Origin of the sequence: Aquimarina sp. AD1, assembly GCF_003443695.1 — a bacterium.
Taxonomy (GTDB): domain Bacteria; phylum Bacteroidota; class Bacteroidia; order Flavobacteriales; family Flavobacteriaceae; genus Aquimarina; species Aquimarina latercula.
In genome coordinates, this window is sequence record NZ_CP031966.1 from 2,032,189 (window position 1) to 2,058,167 (window position 25,979).

General features: G+C 32.3%; 23 protein-coding genes. 14 read left to right on the top strand and 9 right to left on the bottom strand.

The features are described from left to right. From moaCB to D1815_RS09090, 5 genes are all read left to right on the top strand, one after another. Window positions 1-909 carry a bifunctional molybdenum cofactor biosynthesis protein MoaC/MoaB gene (gene moaCB / locus D1815_RS09070; protein WP_027393886.1) on the top strand — a complete coding sequence of 303 codons (909 nt, stop codon included), beginning with the start codon at window positions 1-3 and terminating at the stop codon, window positions 907-909. Between the two features lie 12 nt (window positions 910-921). Then, window positions 922-1,929, top strand: a complete 1,008-nt coding sequence (gene moaA, locus D1815_RS09075) for a GTP 3',8-cyclase MoaA (protein WP_118389938.1) — start codon at window positions 922-924, stop codon at window positions 1,927-1,929. Window positions 1,930-2,055: 126 nt separating this feature from the next. Further along, the gene (locus tag D1815_RS09080; RefSeq protein WP_118386687.1) at window positions 2,056-3,459 is read left to right on the top strand and encodes an ATP-binding protein; all 1,404 of its coding nucleotides are present in this window, start codon (window positions 2,056-2,058) and stop codon (window positions 3,457-3,459) included. Between the two features lie 236 nt (window positions 3,460-3,695). Next, window positions 3,696-5,003 (top strand): carboxypeptidase-like regulatory domain-containing protein, encoded by a 1,308-nt coding sequence (locus D1815_RS09085; RefSeq protein WP_118386688.1) that lies wholly within the window; start codon window positions 3,696-3,698, stop codon window positions 5,001-5,003. A 177-nt stretch (window positions 5,004-5,180) separates the two neighbouring features. Continuing rightward, the gene (locus tag D1815_RS09090) at window positions 5,181-6,632 is read left to right on the top strand and encodes a S41 family peptidase (protein WP_118386689.1); all 1,452 of its coding nucleotides are present in this window, start codon (window positions 5,181-5,183) and stop codon (window positions 6,630-6,632) included. A 71-nt stretch (window positions 6,633-6,703) separates the two neighbouring features. Here the strand turns inward: D1815_RS09090 and D1815_RS09095 are convergent, their stop codons facing one another. Both D1815_RS09095 and D1815_RS09100 read right to left on the bottom strand, forming a co-directional pair. Next, on the bottom strand, window positions 6,704-7,582 hold the full coding sequence (locus D1815_RS09095; protein ID WP_108802483.1) for a follicular epithelium yolk protein subunit: 879 nt from the start codon (window positions 7,580-7,582) through the stop codon (window positions 6,704-6,706). 160 nt (window positions 7,583-7,742) lie between these two features. Further along, window positions 7,743-8,216 carry a hypothetical protein gene (locus tag D1815_RS09100; protein ID WP_118389940.1) on the bottom strand — a complete coding sequence of 158 codons (474 nt, stop codon included), beginning with the start codon at window positions 8,214-8,216 and terminating at the stop codon, window positions 7,743-7,745. Between the two features lie 164 nt (window positions 8,217-8,380). Here D1815_RS09100 and D1815_RS09105 point away from each other — a divergent pair, with 164 nt between their 5' ends. Continuing rightward, entirely contained in the window at window positions 8,381-8,899 is a 519-nt protein-coding gene (locus D1815_RS09105) for a lipocalin family protein (RefSeq protein ID WP_120650350.1), read from the top strand. A gap of 16 nt (window positions 8,900-8,915) precedes the next feature. Here the strand turns inward: D1815_RS09105 and D1815_RS09110 are convergent, their stop codons facing one another. Continuing rightward, entirely contained in the window at window positions 8,916-10,352 is a 1,437-nt protein-coding gene (locus D1815_RS09110; RefSeq protein ID WP_118386691.1) for a rubredoxin, read from the bottom strand. A gap of 2 nt (window positions 10,353-10,354) precedes the next feature. Then, window positions 10,355-13,873 carry a nitrate reductase gene (locus tag D1815_RS09115; protein WP_118386692.1) on the bottom strand — a complete coding sequence of 1,173 codons (3,519 nt, stop codon included), beginning with the start codon at window positions 13,871-13,873 and terminating at the stop codon, window positions 10,355-10,357. Window positions 13,874-14,446: 573 nt separating this feature from the next. On the opposite strand from D1815_RS09115, the gene D1815_RS09120 reads away from it, so the two are divergent. The 8 genes from D1815_RS09120 to D1815_RS09155 all read left to right on the top strand — a co-directional run bounded on the left by D1815_RS09120 (window position 14,447) and on the right by D1815_RS09155 (window position 21,678). Continuing rightward, on the top strand, window positions 14,447-14,875 hold the full coding sequence (locus D1815_RS09120) for a globin family protein (RefSeq protein ID WP_108802479.1): 429 nt from the start codon (window positions 14,447-14,449) through the stop codon (window positions 14,873-14,875). Between the two features lie 35 nt (window positions 14,876-14,910). Further along, window positions 14,911-15,774 carry a DUF3365 domain-containing protein gene (locus D1815_RS09125; RefSeq protein WP_108802478.1) on the top strand — a complete coding sequence of 288 codons (864 nt, stop codon included), beginning with the start codon at window positions 14,911-14,913 and terminating at the stop codon, window positions 15,772-15,774. Window positions 15,775-15,785: 11 nt separating this feature from the next. Then, a complete protein-coding gene (locus D1815_RS09130) occupies window positions 15,786-16,274 on the top strand; it encodes a hypothetical protein (protein ID WP_118386693.1) in 489 nt (162 codons plus the stop codon). Window positions 16,275-16,287: 13 nt separating this feature from the next. Further along, entirely contained in the window at window positions 16,288-17,328 is a 1,041-nt protein-coding gene (locus tag D1815_RS09135) for a ferredoxin--NADP reductase (RefSeq protein ID WP_118386694.1), read from the top strand. Window positions 17,329-17,335: 7 nt separating this feature from the next. Beyond that, window positions 17,336-18,055: a cytochrome c3 family protein gene (locus D1815_RS09140; protein WP_108802475.1), complete on the top strand. Its 720-nt coding sequence runs from the start codon at window positions 17,336-17,338 to the stop codon at window positions 18,053-18,055. A 36-nt stretch (window positions 18,056-18,091) separates the two neighbouring features. Continuing rightward, window positions 18,092-18,460 (top strand): hypothetical protein, encoded by a 369-nt coding sequence (locus D1815_RS09145; protein WP_118386695.1) that lies wholly within the window; start codon window positions 18,092-18,094, stop codon window positions 18,458-18,460. 66 nt (window positions 18,461-18,526) lie between these two features. Further along, the gene (locus D1815_RS09150; protein WP_233557604.1) at window positions 18,527-19,912 is read left to right on the top strand and encodes a cytochrome c biogenesis protein ResB; all 1,386 of its coding nucleotides are present in this window, start codon (window positions 18,527-18,529) and stop codon (window positions 19,910-19,912) included. Next, entirely contained in the window at window positions 19,909-21,678 is a 1,770-nt protein-coding gene (locus D1815_RS09155; protein WP_158594443.1) for a cytochrome c biogenesis protein, read from the top strand. Before D1815_RS09150 ends, D1815_RS09155 begins: the two co-directional genes overlap by 4 nt. 261 nt (window positions 21,679-21,939) lie before the next feature. On the opposite strand, the gene D1815_RS09160 is transcribed toward D1815_RS09155, so the two are convergent. The 5 genes from D1815_RS09160 to D1815_RS09180 form a co-directional block, all read right to left on the bottom strand. Continuing rightward, entirely contained in the window at window positions 21,940-22,263 is a 324-nt protein-coding gene (locus tag D1815_RS09160; protein WP_027394083.1) for a hypothetical protein, read from the bottom strand. A 93-nt stretch (window positions 22,264-22,356) separates the two neighbouring features. Then, entirely contained in the window at window positions 22,357-22,686 is a 330-nt protein-coding gene (locus D1815_RS09165; protein ID WP_027394082.1) for a hypothetical protein, read from the bottom strand. Window positions 22,687-23,059: 373 nt separating this feature from the next. Then, a complete protein-coding gene (locus D1815_RS09170) occupies window positions 23,060-23,884 on the bottom strand; it encodes an ABC transporter ATP-binding protein (protein WP_199726766.1) in 825 nt (274 codons plus the stop codon). A gap of 11 nt (window positions 23,885-23,895) precedes the next feature. Continuing rightward, window positions 23,896-24,759, bottom strand: coding sequence for an ABC transporter ATP-binding protein (locus D1815_RS09175; protein WP_118386699.1), 864 nt, complete (start codon window positions 24,757-24,759; stop codon window positions 23,896-23,898). A 10-nt stretch (window positions 24,760-24,769) separates the two neighbouring features. After that, window positions 24,770-25,867, bottom strand: a complete 1,098-nt coding sequence (locus D1815_RS09180) for an ABC transporter permease (RefSeq protein ID WP_108802470.1) — start codon at window positions 25,865-25,867, stop codon at window positions 24,770-24,772. Between the last annotated feature and the right edge of the window lie 112 nt (window positions 25,868-25,979).

The window sequence follows — 25,979 nt, forward strand, 5'->3', positions numbered from 1 at the left end:
ATGGTAGACATCACACATAAAAATAATACTCTTCGTACTGCAGTAGCTCAAGCCATTGTTAAAGTCGGAAATTCCAAAACTATAGAAGCCATTATCTCTAAAAGTATTCCTAAAGGAGATGTTTTTGAAATGGCTAAAACTGCAGGTTTATTTGCTGTTAAAAGAACCAGCGATATGATTCCTGATTGTCATCCCTTACCTATTGAATACACTAGTATAGATTATAAAATTAATAATCTAGAAATTGTTATAGAAATGACGGTAAAAACCATTTATAAAACAGGTGTAGAAGTTGAAGCAATGCATGGAGTATCTGTAGTAGCTCTCACAATGTATGATATGCTCAAGCCCGTTGACAAAAATGTAGAAATCCGGCATATCAAATTGCTTAAAAAACGAGGAGGAAAATCCAGTTACAAAGATAACGGAGAGCCTTTTAAAGCCGGAGTTGTTGTATGTTCCGACTCAATTTCTGAGGGTCATAAAGAAGATAAAGCAGGTAAAGCAATTATAGAAAAATTAGAAGAGTGTGGGGTTACTATTAGCACATATACAATAATCCCAGACGAGATAAATGAAATACAACAGCAAGTAAAGCAATTAAGAGAAAATGATCTTATCATTTTTACTGGTGGTACCGGATTATCACCGCGGGATGTAACACCAGAAGCACTGCTTCCTTTAGTAGAACGTAGAATTCCTGGAATAGAAGAAGCAATCCGAACTTATGGTCAAAATCGGATGCCATATGCTATGCTTTCTAGAAGTGTTGCCGGTGTGATTGGAGAATCATTAATACTTGCATTACCAGGATCAACAAATGGAGCAAAAGAATCTATGGAAGCTATTTTCCCTGCTGTATTGCATACCTTTCGAATATTAAAAGGAGCTAAACACGATGGAAACTAATCTTAATTGAAAGTGGATATAAATAATCAGAACATATTAACAGATAATCTCGGTCGAAAACACACATATCTTAGAATTTCTTTGACAGAAAAATGTAATCTAAGATGTACCTATTGCATGCCTGCTAATGGAATACCATTGAGACCGAAAGAACATCTAATGACATCAGATGAAATCCATACAATTGCAAAAGAATTTGTTAATATTGGTGTTACTAAGATTAGGTTAACCGGCGGAGAACCAATGGTAAGAAAAGACTTCCCTTTAATTTTAGAAAATCTAGCCGCACTCCCAGTAGAGATTGGAATTACTACCAATGGGATATTAGCAGATCGTTTTCTTCCATTACTAAAAGAAAACAATGTTACTACAATTACTATAAGTATCGACTCACTGCATAAAGATAAGTTTGAGAAGATTACCCGCCGAAATGAATTCGATAAAGTCTGGAATACCATTCAACTTTTTCAAAAGGAAGGTTTTCATGTTAAACTAAATATTGTTTTAATAAAAAATTTCAATGAAGACGAAATCATTGATTTTATTAATCTAACAAAGAATCAAAATCTTACTATTCGATTTATTGAATTCATGCCTTTTGATGGTAATCAATGGAATATGGATAAATTAGTGACACAGCAAGAGATATTGGACAAAGTACATTATACTTTCCCGTTGCAACTGAAAAGATTAACAGACTCACCTAATGACACTGCTAGAAATTATAAAATTGATGGGCATTTAGGTAGTTTTGCTATTATAAGTTCTGTTACGAATCCTTTTTGCGATACGTGTAATAGAATACGCATTACAGCAGATGGGAAACTAAAAAACTGTTTATTTTCTAATAATGAGTTTTCCTTATTAAAACCACTTAGGGATAATCAATCAATACTTCCAACAATACAATCTGCTCTAAAGCATAAATTTGCTTCTCGAGGAGGAATGGATACTCCTGATAAACTAGAAAACCCGGAACTTCATTCTCAAAATAGAAGCATGATTAGTATCGGCGGCTAGTAATCGAAAAAGTAGATATTATTCATTTACAAAAAAACCACTATATTTAGCATATATCCCAGTAAGGCCCCAAAATCACCTTATCGGATCATTAACTAACGTAAGATCGTAGTCAAAAAACCATCTATGAGTCAAAAATCATGGTTAAAATCTGAAGCCGCAAAATATACCTTTTACGGAATGTTATTCGGACTAATGTTCCCGATTGTTGCTACCAGTATAGATATTTCTAAATTAGGTTTAGAGTTTTCATTGGAATCTATTCTATTTGTACAAAAAACACACCCGATACATTATATAATAGATACTGCACCCATATTTCTAGGGCTTTTTGCAATGTTTGGTGGGCGTAATTTAGATAAACTGAAAGGTACAAATAAGCAGATTCTTCAAGCCTCAAAATTTAAACAAGATTTTTTAGCTAATATGAGTCATGAAATCAGAACTCCTATGGTTGGAGTTATTGGTATGATTGATTTACTTTTCAAGAACACAAAATTAGATGATTTACAGAAGGAGTATGTAAGTACTATCCACCAATCCTCACAGAATTTATTAGATATTCTAAATCAAATTCTGGATTTATCCAAAATGGAAGCAGGAAAATTTTCTTTATCCCCAAAAGGTATTAATCTTAAAAAATTAATACATCAAAATATTGACCTATTCCTTGCTAATAGCAAAGCGAAAGGTATTGATTTAATTTCTGAATATCCGGACACATTACCAGAACAAATTTATGCCGATGATAATAGATTAAAACAAGTGATTTCTAATCTAATTGGTAATGCTATTAAATTTACCAATAAAGGTACCATTACCGTAAAGTCTTCGTTGGTTTCTAAAAAAAATGACGAATTAACCTTTAAGATAGAAGTTATAGATTCTGGAATTGGTATAAGCAAAGAGGACCAAAAATCATTATTTAACAGATTTAGCCAAGTACATAATGAAGCTATTCTTGTGGGTGAAGGAACTGGGTTAGGATTAACAATAAGCAAAAAGTTAGTCGACCTAATGAATGGTAAACTAGGAGTGCAAAGCGAAATCGGAAAAGGAAGTAACTTCTGGTTCACTTTTAAAACAAAAATATCTAACGCTGTTATACCATCTACGGAGAAAGCTTTTGATAAAAGTAATGATCAAAAATTTAATCTTCATGCTTTACTAGTAGAAGATTCAGAAACAAACATTATCGTTTCTAAACAAATACTTAAATATTTGGGATGTACTGCTGATGTTGCTAAAACAGGTAGAAAAGCAATAGAAATGTTTGAAGAAGATACATACGATCTTATTCTTATGGATATCAACTTGCCAGAACTAGATGGTGTAGAAACCTGCAAACTAATCCGACAAGGATATAAAAAAGTACCTCCAGTGATCGCAATTACTTCTAATGCATTACCAGGAGACGCAGAACGATTTATTGCAAAAGGGTTAGATGATTATATCACCAAACCTTTTACTACAGAGATATTAAATATAAAGCTCAAAAATTGGTTTGGTGATCATAGTGGATATCACTAACACATTTATTCATATTCTTTTTCAACAAGAGAATCACTCATTAACCGAATCCTTTTTTAATGATAATTAACTGAAATTTATCACTTTGCAATTAACAAAACTAGTACCTACAAACTCATAATTAGCTCATTTTTAACTATTGTACATTAAAATTCACTCGTAAATTTAGTATATTGTATACTTTACATTTTACCTCAAAAATTTAAGAATTATAGTATTAACTGAACGAATATGATATGAATAAAAAAAGTACTTTTTTAAGTAAAAATGGTTTTACCTTTTTACTTAGTATATTTTTAATTATTGGGTATTCTAATAGTCTTCAAGCGTTTAGCTTTTTTCAAGACACTGGCATCCCCAATGAAGCAAACTACAATGAATATAAAGGATTTGTAGTAGACAAAACCGATAATGAGCCTTTGGTTTCTGCAACAGTTTCTCTTAACGGAACTAACATTTCTACGATTACAAATAACGAAGGTGAATTTTTGTTAAAAGTTCCAAAAAGTAACGCCAGTGCCAATATTACTGTTTCATTCTTGGGGTATAAGGACAAAATAGTATCACTGTCCACACTAAAAGGTAGTAAAACAAAAATCCAACTATCTGCATCAATCACAGAACTTACAGAAATAAATATTGACCCTAGAGATCCAGAAGCTCTTATTAAAGCAGTAATGAAAAAACGTGGTGCTAATTATCAAAGTGATAATACAATTATGACAGCTTTTTACAGAGAAACTATAAAAAGGAGACGAACGTATGTTTCGCTTTCCGAAGCGGTTGTAGATGTATATAAAAAGCCTTATGCATCTGATAAAAATGATGTTATTAAACTATACAAAGCCAGAAAAAGCGCTGATTACAAAAAGTTAGATACACTAACACTAAAGCTTCAAGGTGGACCATCAAGTACCTTATTCATTGATGTAATGAAAAACCCAGACCTTTTGTTCACAGAGGATATATTGAAAATTTATGAATTCAGCTTTGATAAATCCACTAAAATTAATGATCGCTATATTTATGTTCTTAAGTTTAAACAAAGACCTTACATCAAGGATCTTTATTACTACGGAAAGTTATATATAGATTCAGAAACATTAGCATTAACAAAAGCTGTTTTCAGTCTTAAGTTGGATGACCGAGAAGAAGCAAGTAAATTATTTGTTAGAAAAAAACCTACCAGAGCCAAAGTATACCCAACCGTTGCCACTTATAACATGAATTATAGAGAAAAGAATGGAAGGTGGTACTACGGATACGGTAAAATCGATTTAGTTTTTAAGGTAAACTGGAAAAAGAAGTTATTTAACTCTACCTATAAGCTAAATATAGAAATGGCGGTTACTGATTGGAAAAAGAATCCAGAGAACGAAAATTTACGGCCTAAAGATCGTTTAAAATCATCTGTAGTAATTAGTGATGAAGCCTCTGGTTTCTCTGACCCACAATTCTGGGGAGAGTATAATGTAATTGAACCAGAAAAGTCTATCGAATCCGCAATTCGAAAAATAAAGAAACAATTACGAAAATTAAATTAATATACTTTATACATACAATATAGAAAAACAGGTGCTAACGAAACACCTGTTTTTTTTTAATCTATAAATAATCATTGCTCGTATGTAATTTCTTATTTTTACACCTCAGGGAAACGAGAAATTGTCACATTTTTTCTTAAGTGACGTCTTTAAAAATTGTATATCAAAATTTATCACATGAATCGCATTTGGTGCATTGTATTTTTAATTACTATATCTACTTCACTTTTTGCTCAAAAAACACTCACACCAGAAAAAGCGCAAGAAGATTTTAAAATCTTTGAAAACATATTAAAACAGGGACATCCTGCACTCTATGAATATATTGATCAAGTAACACTAGATTCTATACTAAGTACTACAAAAGGATCTTTATCCGAAGATATTACAGATATCGAACTGTTTAAAAAAATGCAACAAATTACTGATCAAATAAAAGATGGTCATCTATTACTTTTTGCTCCTAACACATTAAACACTACACAATACTATTTTCCACTAATACTAAAAATTATACAGGCAGAGTTTTATATAGATACGGATGATTTTGATATACCGATTGGGTCAAAAGTAGCCACTATCAATAATACTCCGACTACAACTATTTTAGAAGCCTTAAAAAAATATGCTCCCACTGATGGATATAATCTTACTAGAAAATATAGAGACATTGAATTAAAATTCGGACTATTCTATATGTACGAATATGGCGTACAAAAAGAATATACAGTTGATTACATAACACCTAATGGCAGTAAAAAGACAATCACCTTAGCTGCAGAATCTTTTGTGAATTCCAAACACAGAAATATCAACCGTAACTCTTATTTTTCTAAATATCATAATGCTACAGATAAAGTTGCTTTTTTTTCAAAGCATGTTAATACCAAAGAACCTTTTGTTTACTATAGAGATGATCTAAAAACAGCTGTATTGGTTGCTAACTCTTTTGGCGTAGATATTAGAGCGTTTAAATCACGATTAACAAAACTATTTAAAGAAATTAAGAAAAAGAAAATAAAACATTTAGTTATCGATATCAGAAATAATGATGGAGGTTTTAGACCCAACTCAGTACATCTTTTCTCTTTTATCACAGATAAACTATACAAACAACGGACTAGTTCTTTTGTATCTTCTTTAGAAATCCCAGAACGTACATATGTTACGAGAACGTATGGAGAAAAAGAATTCTTGAAAGACAAGTTTTATAACCATCCAAAATACGATGGCTGGAAACTAGATTTTGATGATTTAGAGACTATGATGGTACCTAACAAAAATAGATTTAAGGGCAAGGTGTATATGTTGGCAGGTGGCACTACATTTTCTGCTGGATCGGCACTTGCTTTATTAGCTAAAAACGATCCAGATATTCTTTTGGTTGGAGAAGAAACAGGTGGTGGTTACTACTCTCATACCGGACAGTTTCCTGTGTATTATGAATTACCTAACGCTAAGATTATTATGGTAATGTCTATGGAACGAATTACTCACTATGTAAAAGACAATAGCCTACCCAAAGGTTCTGGTGTAATTCCTGATCGCACGATACTATTTTCTGTAGAGGATCTTATTAAAGGCAAGGATAGTCAACTTGATTATATTTTTAAATTAATAAAAGGGTAAAAAACTTCGACAAAGCAGTATAATAGTACACTACCCTATCGAAGTCGGGAAAAACAAAATTAATATACCTGTTAAGCTAATGTAAGTTCGCCAGCAGTAGCATCTGCTAATGCATGACTCGCTTTTATCTTACCGCTTATTTTATTCTTTAGTTCTATTTTAGAATTAGAATAGTATCCAATTTCTATATCTTCTGTGGATTGCACTGAGTTAGAAACTCCTCCTTTAGACATCACACCACCGATTCCTAGACTCCAGAAATGGTGTTTCTTATATGTAGGATTATAATTTACCGCTGTATTACCTATCAGATAAGCATTATATCTAATCCTTACTTTCATAACTCCTCTGCTGGCAGATAGCTCTGCTACTACAGATTCTCCAGGATCCAATTCTACACTTACTCCCGATGTAGAACCTACGGTAATTGATTTAGACTCTTGACCACCAACTCCCCATGATTGGCTATAAGATAATGAGGTTTCTCCTTCTGCTCCAGCTCCAAGAAATTTTACTCCATAACTAAACTTCTGACCAATGGTTAATGTACCTCCTGTACTCCAATTAGACGAAGTAGTATTGTTTAATGATTCTGAAATCGCAACATTAAATGTTCCTTTTATACTACTGTTGTTTGTAAAATCTTGTGTTTTCACAATTACAGGTTCTGATGTAATTCCTAATATTTCTGCACTTTGCACTATCAAAACCATCTGCACCTGAGGCCAATTATATTTTTTATACAGATCTCCCCAGGGAGTTGGACTATGTAAGTACGCATCATTAGGAGATTTTCCAAAATACTTATTTACAGCATCTTTTAATTGTTTATCACCCAATTTAAAGGTTGTTCTTTCCTCATCGGTAATCACGTGTTGAACGGATCCACTTGCATTTACGCTTGATGCTGCTTTATCTTGACCAGCAACTATACTAATACTAATACCCATAATGATTAATTTAAGTTGAAAATTGTTAGTACTTATTTTTTGTGCACATACAAACTAACTCAAAATCATCATTATATACTATAAGTGTTTTCCCGTGTTTTATTAAAAAAAGATGCAAAATTCCCTGAATTATTCACAAAACTATTGACATAAAAGCATATTACGCCAATGAGTCTAAAACCAACTCATAATCATACTGTAAATCTTCGTGTAATGTTCCTATGATCTTAGTAATACTATTGATTTGTCTATCATAGATATTGGTTAGCATTCTATTATTTTTAATAGAAGGGCGTACCTTTTTTAACTCCGTACAAAAATGTAATAATATTTCTACCTCTGTTTCTTTCTTGCCAGAATATCGAATATACTTTTTACTAATACGTAGAATCTTACGAACGCTTTTTTTGATGTAGTAATAACTACTAGTATTAATCAACCCAAATTCTTTGGTAATTTCTTGTTGCACCGAGGCGATATAATTATCCTCATCAGAAGCTTCATATAACAAATAGGTAAATAACTCCTTATTTTCTTTTTTAAATTTAGATAATCGCAGACATAACGCTACCAATTCTTGTTGCGAACAATTGTTTAACTCTATTTTTAATTCTCTTACCGTAGCAGCTTTCATAAGAATACAATCCATTAATGATTCCTTGCGAACTTAGGAATAAATATTAAGAAGGTATCCCAAAAACAAAAGTCATATATAATTACTTTCAAACTAATATTCGTAAACAGAAAAAAATTAAACCGGAATAATTTTTGATACTCATTTTTACTAATTTTAACCATATGAAAAAATACTATCCTATCCTACTTCTGATTTGTATATTGATCTTAGTACCTTCTTGTTCTGACACCAATAAAAAACCTTATCAAATTCCTGATAATGCTGTGGATCTAATTGCCGGGACATCTGGAAAGACATGGAAAATTGCTAAACGACATAATGATGGTACCCGAATGAATATGGCTGGTTGTTTCTTATCATACAGAAATACTTATTTCCCTGATATGACAGTTAAAGACAATAATGAAAAACAAAGAGATTGTGGACCATCATTAAAAGCTAATTGGGAAATCATTCAAAATAAGAAAGGGCATTATTTTATTAAATTAAAAAGTGATCAACTTCCAGAATTGATGAACATAGAAAAAGATTACAAGTTCTTTCAGATCACATATCTCAATAAAGACAGTTTAGAATTACGATATAGGCATGCCCAATTTTCTGGTCAAGTACGCACAATTGTCGATCTATATGTACAAGAAAATATTATAGCACCTAACAGAGATTTTCATAACAAATAATAGCAGTACACTACAATTATACAATCTCTAAAGTCATTTTTTCAAAGCTATCTTTTGGAGCTTCACATAATGCACAGTGATAGGAATCTGGAAGCTCTGAAAATTTCGTTCCAGCTGGAATAGTGGATACTGCATCCCCAACCAACGGATCATATATGGTTTGACATTCTTGGCACTGAAACACCTCTATCTCCGTTTTCTCCTTCTTGGAAGTAATCCCAGCAAAACTCTCCTCATCTCCTTCTCCTAGATTCTGAAAATAAGTTTTAGTTAACTCTAATAATATTCCTGGCAAATCCATTTGATCAATATCCTGAGCATATACTATATATTGCCTAGTGTTAGGGTTAAAATTTTTGGCATATAAAACATTATAAGTAGGTCTTACTACAAAATCTTTGACTGCCTCAGGTGTTTTATTTTCTTCAATAACAACAGATGTAAAATACCTTTTTTGTTTGCGTCTAATACTAATAGAAAATGTCATTCCATAAGTACTGATATCATTTTGATCAAAATTCATGACCAAAAACTTTTTAAGATCCAATGCTTTCTGACTTCCTACCGGTAAATGCCAGTTTAGCTCTAAAGCAGAATGTCTTACATTAATACCAAACTGTCCCAAAAGTTTTTCTAAAGCTAATTTACATTCCTTCGGAATTCCTTTTATAATAAACGACTTCCATGGTGTCAAACATATTTTACCAATACGATATTCTATACAAAACTCGCACAGTGCTTTTAAGAATTTTAGATCATACTTATTGTTTCTCCAATACAACCCTAACCAATATTGATTAATTCCCATTTTATTCATTCCTTCATAATATGGAAATGGCTTAAAACCAACACTTAACGGTTTCTCGATAGTTCGGTTATTAGTATCTATACTTTCATTAAGGAATTGAAAAAGTTCATCTACGTTATTTACTTTTTTGTAAATATTTTCAATTTCTTGAGCTACCTTAGCTATATCCCAAGTAAAAATCAAAACTGGATAAAAAACTTCTTCCCAGCCTGGTAATTTTAAAAACAAGTACCAATAATCTTCTTGACTAGATGCAATAAAATTAAGATCTCCAGAAAATAAAGAAACCATCTGTTGCTGCGGATCAGTTATATTTATTTTTAATGTTGGTTTATACCTAAATTGTTCTAAAATATATAAATACGTAGTACCACGTAACCAAACCGTAGAATTAAAAATATCTATCGAAACATAAGAACAACTAATGTTTTGTTCGGCTTCTGGAGCAAAAAAATCCATATTAAAAGATTCATGTTCCGCCACTACAGTATTACTATTATCTCTAGAAGGAAAAATAATATCTTGTCTGGATCCAAAATGAAAAGTATCTAACCCTAGTTCCTCTGCATACATTATAATCCGCTGCAACTCACTTGGTGATAAAATTCCTCCTTTAATATTTACTCTATGCATAAACTCTTCCATAACTAAGCTAATTGCATTACATTATTCAACACCTCTTTTACTTCAGGTTTACAGCTACCGCAACCTAATCCAGCTCCTGTTTTAATACATAATTCGGAGAAATCTTCGCATCCTGATTTGATAGCTTCTTCCAAGTTTCCTTCACCAACCTGACTACAAGAACAAATTAATTTACCCAACACAGGTTCATCGGGTTGGGATGATCTAAGTAATTCTTCTCTCTTCTCAGACAATTCTATCTTTTCTTCGATCAATCTTTTAAAATCTGCAAATTCACTCTTATCTCCCATCAAAATAGCACCTACCAACCAATCATTTTTAACGATACATTTTTTATAAAATCGTTTCCCAACATCCATGAAAATAACCTCTTCATATGATGGATCATCCTTAGGCATATCAATATTACCGATACTACATAGATCCAAGTCTTCGAATTTTAGAATATTCATAAATACCGACCCTCTATATATTGCACTAAAATCTCCTAAAATATACTTAGCTACAATATCTGCTTGTTGTTCAGCCGCTGCTGTTATCCCAAATAAATTACCTTCGAATTCTGCAATCTCACCAACAGCAAAAATATCTGGATCACTGGATTGCAAGTATTGATTTACTACAATTCCGCGACGACAATCAATACCAACTGTTTTTGCCAAATCAATATTGGGAATGGTACCAATAGAGTAAACTACAGCATTACAATTAAATGATTTTCCTGACTTTAGATTTACTAATAGGGAACCAGAATCCTGATTAAAAACCGTATCTACTTCATTATCAAAATGAATCTGTATTCCTTTTTCTCTAACATCTTCTGCTAACAAACGACTTGCGATAATATCTAGTTGTCTTTCCATTAAACGATTACCTCTTTGTATAATCGTAATCTTCACACTCTTTTTTCGTAGTGCAGCAGCCAACTCTAAACCTAATAGTCCACCTCCAACAATTGTTACATGTTGTTGATTTTCTGGCAAACCAGTTTCTTCTAAGTAATTTTTCAATTTATCTGCATCTCCTCGATCTCTCATTGTAAATCTACCTGGTAAATGAATAGGAACTTCTTTTGGCACAAAAGCTCTACTTCCAGTAGCCATTAAGACAATATCGTATTCATGTTTTTCTCCTTTACTATCAATAAGATATTTTTCTTCTCTATTGATTTCAGTAACCGGATTACTGGTTGATAAGGCAACGTTAAGAGATTCCATACTGCCTTCCCTCATCTTTTGTAATTGTTCCCAAGTGAGTTCTTCACTTACATATTCTGGTAACAATACTCTATTATAAAAAGGATATGGTTCTTTAGAGAACACGGTAATATCATCTTCTGTATTTTGTTCTCTATATGTTTGTATAAAACGGTATGCAGCCGTACCTGCTCCAATAATACAGATTTTTTGCTTTTCTTTTACAAACTTTGAAACCTGTACTGCAGAAAACTTAAAATCTGGTTCTTTAGAAATAGGGTCAATAATACTAGTGGTTAAGTTATTTGCTCTTCCGTAATCATTTCCTAAAACTTTACCCCAATGCATTGGTAAAAACACAACCCCTTTAGCTATTGTATCACTTACTTTTACTTTTACTTGTACCTTTCCTCTTTTACTTTCTACCACTGCAATGTCTCCATCTTTAATTTTTCGGAGAAAAGCATCTACCTGATTTATTTCTAAAAATGGATGCGGAATATGTGTCAACAGTCTATTTACTTTACCTGTCTTAGTTCTAGTATGCCATTGATCACGTACTCTACCTGTTGTTAAAATCAAAGGGTGTTTATCCGTAAGTAATTCTGAAGTTGGTTTAGTAAATCTTGGCACTACAAACTTCGCATTACCTGTATCTGTATAAAATTTTTTATTTTGAAATAATCGTGCTGTTCCCGAATGATTTGTTTCTGGAACAGGCCATTGAAAACTACCTTCGTTCTTTAATCGATCATAATTTAGACCTGTAATATCAATATTGGTCCCTTTAGTCAATTGACAATGTTCTTTATACACTTCTTCTACAGATGTATAATCAAAGCCTCTATATCCCATTCGCTGTGCAAATTTCCAAAGAATTTCTGCATCTGGTAATGCTTCTCCAGGAGGATCCACTACTTTATTCAAATAGGTAATACGACGTTCACTATTAGTCATCGTACCTTCTTTCTCTGCCCAACCCGCAGCGGGTAACACCAAATCTGCATATTCTAATGTTTCGGAACGATGTGAGATATCCTGAACCACTACAAACTTAGCTTTCTGAAGCGCCTTTTCTACTTTATTTGCATTAGGCAGACTTACTAATGGATTCGTACATATAACCCACACTGCTTTTAATTTTCCACTTTCTAATGCATCAAACATTTCCGTAGCAGTTAACCCAGGTTTTTCAGAAATCTCTTTTCCGCCCCAGAAATTAGCTACTTCGGTTCGGTGTTCTTTATTGCTTAAATCTTTATGAGCCGCTAATAAATTTGCCATACCTCCTACTTCTCTACCCCCCATAGCATTAGGCTGCCCTGTTAATGAAAAAGGACCTGATCCAGGTTTTCCTATATGACCAGTGACCAACGAGAGGTTTAAAAGCGCATTATTTTTATTTACACCTATCGAGCTTTGATTTAATCCCATTGCCCAAAGCGTTATAAACCCTTTAGCATTACTAATATATGTAGCTGCTTTCTTTATATCGGCTGCTGTTATGCCACAGATTTTTGCTGCCTCGGTTAGTGAGGTGGATTGTAAAGATTCTTTCAATAATTCGAAATTATCAGTATGATTCGCTATAAAGCTTTTATCAATTTTTTTTCGATCAATTAATCTTTTAGCAATCGCATTGTACAATACTACATCAGTGCCTGGAATTATCTGTAAATGTAAATCTGCAATATCACAAGATTGTGTTTTTCTTGGATCTACTACAATAATTTTTGTATTTGGATTTTTCTCTTTATGAGCTTCTATCCTTCTAAATAAAATTGGGTGACACCAAGCTGGGTTTGCTCCTGCAATCATAAAACAATCGGCAAGCTCTATATCCTCGTAGGCAATAGGAACACTATCTTCTCCTAATGCTTGCTTATAGCCTACAACTGCAGAACTCATGCATAATCTAGAATTAGTATCTATATTATTAGTTCCGATAAATCCTTTTGTAAGCTTGTTAACCAAATAATACTCTTCTGTAAGACACTGCCCAGAAACGTAAAAACCAACACTATCCGGACCGTATTTATTAATAATAGTATTAAATACTGCAACCGCACGATCAAAAGCTTGATCCCAAGAAACTCGTTGTAACTCGTGCCCTTTACTCCATCTCATCTCTGGATAGAGAATTCGATCGCTTTTATCCTGTACAACATGATGTAAATTCATTCCTTTAGAACATAACATCCCTTTGTTAACTGGATGATCTGGATCACCTTCTACTGTAATTACCCCTTTAGCATCTTTTTTAGCTATTATTCCACAACCAACACCACAATAAGAACAGGTAGTTTTATAAGATTTAAATGCCATAAAGAGTTTTATTAAAATTATATCAAACAACAAAATTAAGTATTATTACTTAAATTTAGATTAAAAAAGACCTGTAACTGACCCAACCCTCCTGTTAATTATGAAATCCACAAAAGATCCTTACTAAAAAAGGATTTTAAAAAAAAAGCCCCTTTTTGATTCATCAATATTCAAAATAAAACACTGTTAGAAAAGCATTACAAGGAAAAACGAAAACTATTTTAATTTAAATTAATCAACACTACCATTCTTCAAAAAAAATATCTGGTTATCATTTCTGCAAAAAAACAAGTCAATTTTAAGATTATCATAAAACTAAAAAAACACGTATAAATACTTATTTTTAAATAGTGTTTAATTCAAGAAACATTGTTTTAAGTATTATTTAATAAAAAAGTTAAAAAATAATGTAATAATTATTTTTACATGTTTTTATTACACTTTAAATGTTAAAAACATGTATTTATTAAAAATAATTCATTTGCGTTTCACTAATCAATAAAATATATTTGAATAAAAATAAGTATTAATACTTATTTCCATCGTCTAAAATTTCACTTTAAAAACGCAATTATGGAAAAAAGCACAATTGATTTAGTACAAACATCATTTAGTAAAGTTGCTCCAATAGCAGAAACTGCTGCAGAAATTTTTTATAACAAACTTTTTGAATTAGATCCCGAACTAAAAAAAATATTTCCTTCAGATAACGCAGAAGCAATGAAAGGGCAAGGAAACAAACTAATGACCATGCTATCTTCTGCTGTAGCAGGCCTTAGCAACTTAGACCGCTTAATACCAATTTTACAAGACTTAGGAAAGAGACATGTAGATTACAAAGTAGAATCCTCGCATTATGATACTGTAGGAGCTGCATTATTAAGTACCCTAGCAACTGGGTTAGGAGAAGATTTTACTCCAGAAGTAAAAGCAGCCTGGACTGACACGTATGGAGTTATGGCATCTGTAATGAAGACTGCAGCATACGGAGAAGTTGCATAGAACACACTAAAATTATTAACTCAAAACACAACAAAATGAATCATCTAAAAACAAAATGGATATTTTTACTCACATCTTGTATCTCAATTATTATTCAATCTTGTGGAGGTGTTCCCGAAGAAACTTCTTCAAATGGACCTTCTGATAAAGTGTTTGCGGTTGCTGACATACTCACCTTGGTTGCAGAGGAAAATGATATCACTCGTACGTTATATACCAAAGGAATTGTGGGCGCAGGCAAAAAACAAGGACTTAAATTTGATGAAGACTGGCAAGATGATGAAATAGAAGCTGGTCCACTCCCTGCTTTATTCCTAAGAGGTATTTCTTCTGATATTCGAAAAAGCGACGTTCCTCTAGGGTTATATCTTGGTTCAGACTTTCCTATTAACGCCTCAAACAAGTTTCAAGGAAAACAAGCTGAATTATTTGCCAAAATAAAAGCGGATCAAAAACCTCAACATTTCTATGAAGAAGATCAGAAATTATACACTTCTATGTTTGCCGATCTTGCCGTAGCAGCACCTTGTGTAAACTGCCATAACGACCACAAAAGCACCACTAAAACAGATTGGAAACTTGGTGATGTTATGGGAGCTACTACATGGCAATACCCTTCTGATTCCTTATCATACAAAGAAGCGATTGGAGTTATAAATGCATATAGAAATGGAACAAAAGCTATCTACAATGCATATCTTAAAGAAATTGCCGCTTTTAAAATTGATAGCACAAAACCACAGATTGGCAAAAACTGGCCTTCTAAAGGTTTTTATCTACCTACAGCAGAAGTTTTTATTGATAGCGTAAGAAAATTAGCTTCTTATCACAGTATGGAAACATTATTACTTGTCGAAAGAAAGGACCAAAAAACAACAAAAGACTTAGCTTCAAATTAAAAGAACACAACTTGGATAATCTAAAAAAATCATATAGCTTTTTATTTATTGGCTTTAGTTTACTTGTATTATACCTTTTACAGTTTTTCCTAGACCTAAAATGGCAATGGCTATATGAATTACAACTTAATGAAGAATACAAACGATGGTCAGGAGTATTTATTGGAATATTTATATTATTTCAATGGATACTTTCTGTGACCAGGATATCAAAAAAACTTAGAAAACACACGGTCAGATTCACTATTTTACATAAATGGATTGGAGTTCTTTCTCCTATATTCTTTTATATACATGCATTAGAATTTGGGTACGGTTATCTCGCGTTATTATCCTACATCTTTTTTATAAATATGGTTTTAGGAACTGTTAATCTAGATATTATCAAAAGTAAAAAAGAATGGATTTTTCAATCTTGGATGATCGTACATGTCCTTCTATCAGTAGTAATCAGTTTTCTAGTAGTCTTTCATATTGGTGTTGTGTTTTATTACGAATAAAAAATAAAGTATTATGTTACTAACTGTAAAAGAGATAATTCGTGAAACCGAAGATGCTGTAAGTGTTATTCTAAACAAAGGGGGGATCTTTAATAAAATTAAATACAAACCAGGTCAATTTCTTACCGTTAAAATCCCTATCAAAAATAAAATTGAAAAAAGAGCGTATTCTTTTAGCAGTAGTCCTTTTACAGATAAATTTCTTAGAATAACCGTAAAGAAAGTAGAAAAAGGTCTAGTTTCTAACTACATATGTAAAGATTTAGAGGCAGGTCAAAAAATTGAAATTGAAAAACCTGCAGGTAGTTTTTTTATTGTACCAGACAAAAATGCTAAACACAATTATGTTTTTTTTGCCGGAGGAAGTGGAATTACACCTATATTTTCTATCATAAAAACCGTTTTAGAAAAAGAACCTTTATCTAAGATTATTCTAATTTATGCTAACAAGAACGAAGAATCTATCATCTTCAAAAAAGCTCTTGAAGATCTTGAAGAAAATCATCCGACCCGTCTAAGCACCCAACATATATTAGAAAAGAATGTTTCTAAAAAACCAAACTACCATCAAGACTTACTAAACGAGGAACTCATTACAGAAATTATGGAAACCCATATGTTAAACTATGTTGAGGGAAAATATATGATGTGCGGCCCACAAGGCTTTATGGATAAAGCAAAAGAAATATTAGGAAATAACGGTATTTCAAGGAACCAAATAAAACTAGAAGCTTTTAGTGCCAATTTTATAACATCTAGTGACTCTAAAGATCTTGTAAGCAATGTGGTCATCTATCAAGAAAAAAAGAAGCACGAAATAAGTGTTACAGGAGATAAAACAATTCTTCAAGCAGCAATGTCCGAAAACATCATGCTACCCTACTCTTGCAGATCCGGCATGTGTAGTAGTTGCAAGGCAAAATGCGTCAAAGGAAAAGTAAAAATGATAGATGGTCATTTGTTATCAGAAGAAGAGGTTGCTAATGGAGACATTTTAACCTGCATCAGCTTTCCTGCTTCAAGCAATGTAAGTATTAGTTTCCTAAACGATTAAAAAATAGATGTTTAATAAAAATCCCTTACGAAAAAGACAACGAATCGGTTCATTTATTGGGATCGGGATCGGATTAATTATATATATAATTCTACCATTAAAACAAACAGAAAGCTTTTTAAGTCTTGGCCCATTAAACACCGGGCATGAAGGTTTATCATGTAATGCTTGTCATACTGATGCCAAAGGTAATTTAATCCAACAGGTACAATCTAACATTTCATACACTTTCGGAATGCGTAAAACCAAAGCAGATTTTGGAACTGAAAACGTAGACAATAAAAAATGTATTGAATGCCACGACAGGCCAAACGACAGACACCCAACACATCGTTTCTTAGAACCAAGATTCAAAGAAGCAATTGCTAATATAAATGCGGCGGAATGCGAAACATGTCATAAGGAACATAATGATACCAGAGTTGTTCTTAAAGACGCTGCATTTTGTATCAATTGCCATTACGACCTAGAAGTGAAGAACGATCCCATTGATGTCCCGCATGAACAACTTATTAAAAACAAGCAATGGAATACCTGCCTACAATGTCACGATTTTCACGGAAATCATATTTATAAAGTAGCAGAGAAAATAAAAGACACTATTCCGCTAAAACAAATTCAAGAATACCTAAAAGGCGGTAAAGATCCTTTTTCTAACAAAAAGAAATACAAACCGCTAACAGAAGAAGAATGGATTAAAATAAAAAATAAATACGCAAAAAAATAGCATGAATTTATATTAGAAACAAAAATTTCAAAAAAAATGAACTCAACAAAACATATAAGACTTGTAGCTATCTTAACATCAATCATAATGTTGGCTTCTTGCAACAAAAAAGACAAACCAATATGCGATATACCTAAAAACATAACATACAAAAACCAGGTAGCTTCAATAATTGAAATTCATTGCTTTAAATGTCATGCTGAGGATGTTTACAAAGAAAAAGCATCAAGAAGTAAAATTTTTGATTATTCGAGCTTAAAAAAAATGGGAGAAAGTGGACAACTAGTAGGCTCTATAACTCATGCACAAGGATATATCGCTATGCCCTATCGTAAAGAAACTAAAATTGATAGTTGCACCATAGAGTTAATCAAAACTTGGGTTGATCTCGGAATGAAAGAATAAGATTTTTTTTGAATTCAAATCATAAACATCTCCCGAAAAAAGGATATCAGAAAAGAAAAAACAACTTTGAAACATCTACTAAAATTACTTTTCTCCAACCGAGTTAGCGCATTATTACTGATAATTTTTGCTATATCAATGGCCGTTGCAACTTTTATAGAAAATGACTTTGGAACTGAAACTTCTAAAGCCTTAATATACAATGCTAAATGGTTTGAAATTCTAGTATTATTAATTGCCTTTAACTTTATAGGAAACATCCCAAAATACAACCTCTTTAGTTGGGAAAAAGCACCAATTTTCTTATTCCACATAGCATTTGTAATTATAATTCTAGGCTCAGGAATAACAAGATATAGAGGCTACGAAGCATTAATAACCATAAAAGAGGATTCTGCAAGTGACAGAATGATCTCTATAGATAGCTATTTACAGCTTCAGGCAAGTAACGGCTCTATTACCCAAAACTTTTCTAGCACTCCTATTCACATGAGCGAAATTGGATATAACCGCATTAGCGAACATTATAATTTTAATGACAAACAAATAAAAATACAATTAAAAAACTATATCCCCAGAGCTCATCAAATACTAAAAGACACTAGCAAAGGAAAGACTTACTTACATATTGTTATTGCAGAAAATGATGAACGGAAAGATTTTTATATAAAAAAAGGGGACAGAAAAACCATATACGGAATCCCTATTTCTTTTGAAAGCAACGATAAGCTAACCAATGATATTTTCATAACCAAAAAAAACAATACTTGGCTTGCCTCATTCCCAAAAGAAACCGATTATTTTTCTATGATACTAAACAAGGCAAGCTCATATCCAAAAGACAGCTTAGTTCCTTTACAATTCAAAGCATTAAGTCAAATAAACAATACACCTGTTGTGTTTAATGAAATATCAGAAAACAAATACCTTAAAATAACCTCTAAAGACAAAAACCCTGAAATTAAAAATCCCGAAAGCGCAATCATATTATCACTAGAATCGGGATCAGAAAAAAAGGAAATTACTTTATTTGGAGGACCAGGATACATGAACCCTTTTAATACGTTATTCATCAACGACATTCATATAAGCTTACGATTCGGCTCTAAACCTATACAACTACCATTCTCTATTTTTTTAAAGGACTTTATTTTAGAACGTTATCCTGGATCTAATAGCCCTTCTGCATTTTACAGTCACTTAGAAATCCAAGAAAAACATAAAATGTTTAATTATACAATATTCATGAATAACGTTCTGAACTATAAAGGATATCGTTTTTTTCAATCTGCTTATCTACCTGATGAAAGCGGAACAATACTTTCTGTTAATAGGGATCATTGGGGGACATTAGTAACCTATTTAGGGTATGGACTATTAGCGCTAGGAATGCTATTGAGCTTATGCTGGAAAAATTCTCATTTTGGAATAACACTAAAAATACTACGTTGATAAAAAAAAATCTTTTTTGCGCTATAAATCTCATACTATTATTAGTAAACAATACATATACACAACAATTACATCACCTACAAGAGCACGAATTAATTGAGAGACAATATATAGACATTACCCACGCTCAAAAGTTCACCACCATCCAAGTGCAAGATTTCCAGGGAAGAGTTAAACCAATAGGAACATTGTCATTAGAATTAGTTAGAAAAATTCATGGTAAAAACGGCTTCACATATATTGACAAAAACAAAACAAAAAAACAACTTACTCCTACACAAATATTCATAGGAATGAATTTTAAGCCTGATTCATGGCAATTGTTGGAGTTCATTAAAATTGAGAAAAAAGCAATTCATGAGTTAAAAGAAATCATCCAGATTAACACTTCTGGCTACACAAGTGCTTCCCAATTTTTTGATTTTCAAGGAAATTACAAACTCGAATCGCTTGTTAGCAACGCATATGCTAAAGCCCCAGGAAAACGATCTATTTTTGATAAAGATATTATCAAAATTGATGAGCGTATTAACGTTTTATGGGGTATCCTTAATGGTCAATTCCTTAAAATTTTTCCAAAAAAAGATGATCCATCACTAAAATGGTATACACCCATAGAGAAAGAACCCAGTTTTAACGAGGGCGACTTACTTTTTTATTCAAAAATAACACCCACTTATTTTGCAAACCTTTCTATTGGAATCAAAACAGGCAATTGGACAAAAGCAAACGAGACTGTTGAACTAATCAAAAATTTTCAGAAAAAAAACGGAGAGACAATTATACTAGAGGAAACCAAAGTAAAGTTAGAAATATGGTTTAACAACAATCCTATATTTTTATGGTGCCTCATCGGATATACCTGTCTTGGTGTGTTATTAATATTACTGAGTTTTATAAAAGTTTTTAAGCAAAAAAATAATACTCTAAAGAAAACGATATCTCTTACAATTCTTTTACTATTTATCATTTTCTTGCTACAAGGGTCTGGAATTATATTACGATGGTATATATCAGGACACGCTCCATGGAGTAATGGATATGAAGCTAGCATATTTATTGCTTGGATAGGGATGTTTTCTGGTTTTCTATTTTACAAAAAAAGCTCTTTTGCACCAGCTGCAGCATCAATATTAGCTATCTGTTTAATTGGTATTGCTCACGGAAGCTTAATGAATCCCGAGATTACTAATTTGGTACCGGTATTAAAATCGTATTGGCTATTAATTCATGTAGCAATCATAACAGGTAGTTATGGCTTTCTGGCTATGGGGTCACTTTTAGCATTAATCTCTTTATTACTTATGAGCATAAACACCTTTTCGTTTTCAAATCAAGAAGAGACAACTAATACCATAAAAAAGCTAACCAACATTAATCAGCTTACAAGTACTATTGGATTATACATGTTAACCATAGGTACTTTTCTTGGAGGCATCTGGGCAAATGAATCATGGGGAAGATATTGGGGCTGGGATCCCAAAGAGACTTGGGCTTTAATTAGCATTATCATCTATTCGTTTGTACTTCATATCAGGATCATTATTCCAAAAAACTATATATATTTCTATAACGTATGTAGTCTTTTTGCATTAGGAAGCCTTATCATGACTTTTTTTGGTGTCAACTATTACTTATCAGGACTGCATTCCTACGCAAAAGGAGATCCTTTTCCCATACCTTATTGGATATACATAATAACTCCATTAACCTGTATTATCTCAATAATACCCTTAACAAAAAAAGCCGGCTATGACTTCTCATAACCGGCAACACAAGAAACACTTAAAGCTACTAGATCTTTAAGGTTTCAAACACTAAATTATTATTGGAGATTACCCCCATATATTTTGAAGATCTTACGTTTCTCAAAAAACACTTATTTTAATAAACAATATTGTTTATCCGTAACTACTAAAAAATAAGCTCTGTTTAACTAAATACTAGATTAAATATACCAATATTAGTTAAACAGAGCTTAAAACTTGTTCTTTTTTACAAAAAATTGTGAACTATTACGTTATAGCTTATGCAGCTTTCTCTATCCTTCTTAACAAACCGATTTCGATATACTCTCTAATCTTATCTGCCTTTTCTATTTTCTTAGTATCAATTGGAAGCCATCCGTCTATTTTAATCATATCGTTTGGATTACTACTAAAAAACATTTCGTACTCATATGCCTCTAAATCATTAACTCCATAAGATTCAGGGCTACTCTTTACTTTGTCGCTAATTCTCTTTTTAACAATCTCAATTTTGGATGCAAAATTGAGATTACCTGTATCTCCATTTACTTCTACATCCAAGAACTCAGTAATAGCTTCTGTAATTAATTCATTTACTTTCATAATTCATATTATATTTGGGTTATACAATTTTTTAAAATGATAAAATCCACCTACACTACGCGTGATTAAGCTAGATTTAATAACTAATGTTTGTTAGCTCAAAGAGCTCCCTATTCTTCTTAACAATCCAATTTCTATATATTCATTGATTTTATCTGCTTTTTCAATCCTACTAGTATCAATTGGAATCCACCCATCAATTTTAATCATATCATTCGGGTTACTACTAAAAAACATCTCATACTCATATCCTTCAGATCCACTTACCATACCATATGCATCTGGACTATTTTTTACTTTATTAGTTATTCGCTTTTTTACAATTTCAATTTTAGAAGAGAAATCCAAATTTCCAGTATCCCTATGTACCTCAACATCTAAAAATTCCGTAATTGACACAGTTATCAATTCTTCAATATTCATACTTTTTACTTTTAAAAATTAAACCCCTATTTTTTTTAGGGTTAACATGATAAAAAAACTTCTTTTAATAAAAAATACCCCCATATTTTGATACAAATCTATATATAAAAGATATAAAAACACAAAACACCCCTAAAAAATTAGGGGTTAATACCAAAAAATTATGTTTTAACAAAAAAATAATTATTTAAATTAATTATTCCGCAATTAGAGTAAGCAAAATTTCAAAATCTATTACACATTACAATAACAAGATTTTACGTGCTATAAGCTTATGAATATAGCTTATAAACAAAAAAAACACCTTATACCATTATCTAAAAGTCAAGAATGGAATAAAGGTGTTTGGCTTACAAAGTCTTCTTAGGTATTCTTAATGCTCTAAAAAGTTTATCAAATGCTCTCGATATTTATAATAATCCGGATGCTCTAAAACATCCTTTCTTAAACGAGGTCTTTCAAAATCAATATTTAAGATATCACCAACTTTGGCTCTTGGACCACTTGTCATCATAATAACTCGATCCGCTAAAAAAATAGACTCATCTACATCGTGTGTAATCATTATAGCAGTTATTTTTTCTTGATTCCAAACTTCTATAAGCACATCTTGCAACTCTCCTCTTGTTAGAGAATCCAACATTCCAAAAGGCTCATCCAACAATAAAACTTTTGGCTTAAGAGCAAATGCTCTAGCTATCCCTACTCTTTGCTGCATTCCTTGAGACAATTCTTTTGCTTTCTTGTACATTGCATCTTCTAGCCCTACTTTTGATAAGTAATACTTTACAATATCATCCCTATCTTTTTTAGTTCCGTGTGCAAAAACTTGCTTAACACCTAGCATCACATTATCGTATGCTGTCATCCAAGGCAATAAACTTGGAGACTGAAATATAACTCCTCTATCGGGACCAGGCCCTTTAATTGTTTGATTATCCGCAACAATAGTTCCTCTAGAAATAGGGTTAAGACCCGCGATCATTGTAAGCAACGTAGATTTACCACATCCAGAATGACCAATTATTGATATAAACTCTTCATGTTTTACTTTTAAATCTAAATCATCCAAAACCACATAGTCTCCTTTTGGAGTAGGATAAATTTTAGTTAATTGAGAAATATCTAGCATATACTTATCCTCAAACAACCCATTATCCGATCTTCTTACAACTTCTTCTTTTTCTAACGCTTCCATTTCCATCTTTTTTAACTAAAACTTAATCTCCTAAAAGGTGCTGGTTTCATTTTTGGCTTAATATCTGGCAGTACATAATCAGTATCTTTTTTAGAAGCTCTCTGCTCTCCAATTTGTATTAGATACTCCATAATACTATTTCGAAGTTGTTTATATTCTTCGTTATGATTAAGTGCTGTCTTATCCCTAGGTCTCTCCAGGTTTATTTTATATTCTGGACCAAGTGTAGCCTTTGGGCCGGGTTTTAGAGGAATAATTCGATCTGCCATTAAAATTCCCTCGTCGACATCGTTTGTAATCAACAAAGCAGTCTTTTTATCTTTATTCCAAATCTTAAGAATCTCTTGCTGTAAATTCCCTCTGGTTAATGCATCTAATGCACTTAAAGGTTCATCCATCAATATCACCTCTGGACTCATAGACAAGGCTCTTGTAACAGAAACTCGCTGTCTCATACCCCCAGAAAGTTCTTTAGGAAGCTTACCTATTGCAGGCGAAAGATTAACCATCTCTACGTAATCTTCGACTCGCTTACTCCTGTCTTTTTTAGACATTTTTTTAAAAGCTTCTTTTACAGCCATCCCTACATTATTACGTACATTTAACCAAGGTAACAATGAATAATTCTGAAAAATCACTCCTCTCTCGTGATCAGGTCCAGTCACAGGTTCTCCTTTAAACAATACTTCCCCCTCATCTGGCATCAATAACCCAGAAATAAGATTTATTAAAGTTGTTTTTCCACTTCCAGTAAAACCAACAATAGCCACAAACTCTCCTTCTTCAATTTCTAAATTGATATTAGACAACACCTTTGTACGATCTTTTCCTGTTCCAAAAGATTTGGATACATTTCTTAACTCTATATATGCCATACCTTATGTTTTAAGCGGTTTCTTCTGTAAAAGTGACAAACTTCTGTATTGTTAACATTACCCGATCTAATAAGAACCCGATGATTCCGATCACAAACATGGCTACAATAATTTTAGAGTTAGAATCATTTGCTCCATTTTGAAACTCTTCCCATACAAAAGAACCTAATCCAGGGCTTTGTGCTAATAACTCTATTGCAATTAACACCATCCAAGCCACAGACAATGTTATACGCAAGCCTGTGAAAATCAAAGGAAATGATGATGGTAAAATAATCTTAAACACTTTTTGAGCAACACTCAATTGAAGCACCTTAGCCACATTAATATAATCTTTATCAACAGAAGAAACTCCCATACTAGTATTTACCAATGTTGCCCACATGGAACATAAACCAACACTTATAAATGAAATAATAAATGAACTATCAGAATCAGAACCTCTAGTTAATGTTTTTACAATCATAAAAACCAACAGCAACCAAACAACTGGAGAAACAGGCTTAAATATTTGAATCAACCAGTTAACAGAGGATCTTAAAGTCTTACTCAACCCTAACATAATACCTATTGGAACTGCAATAAACAAAGCCAATAAAAAACCAGCAAAAACTGTTTTAAGACTTGTAAAAATCTGATCTACAAACGACGGTCTTCCTGTGTAAGTGATAGCAGCTAAACCTTGTTCTTCTCTTTTAGCATTGGTTGCTGCAACTTTATCAGCAAAAGAACTTTTTTTCTCAGATATTGCTGCATGATCTGCTAATAGTGATTTATAAGCAGTCCAAACTTGAGCAGGTGACGGCAATGTATTTGGCTGACAACTAATATCTCCAGATTCTATACAAGTTCGCATTTCTAATGCTGCAGCCTCTCCTTGATCCGCTAACGCTTTTTCTATTCTAGCATCTTTTTCAACATTATAAAGATACGTAGCACCAGAATGCCATAACAACAAAAACAACCCCACTGACAATATTGGTAATAATACCTTTTTAAGTAATGCGATTAAATTCTTCTTTGTTTCTTCTCCTGTAGCTAATCGTATAGCCGGCTCAAAAAAACCTAATCCAACAAAGTTCAGAATATGTATTGACCTATCTTTCATTTTATTTCTTTTAAAACTTATTTCTCTTTAACCACCATAACACAATACCTAGTAAGGCATTAGAGATTATTTAATTTTGTTATGGAAAGAGAAATAAAAAGAGAAAACCTCT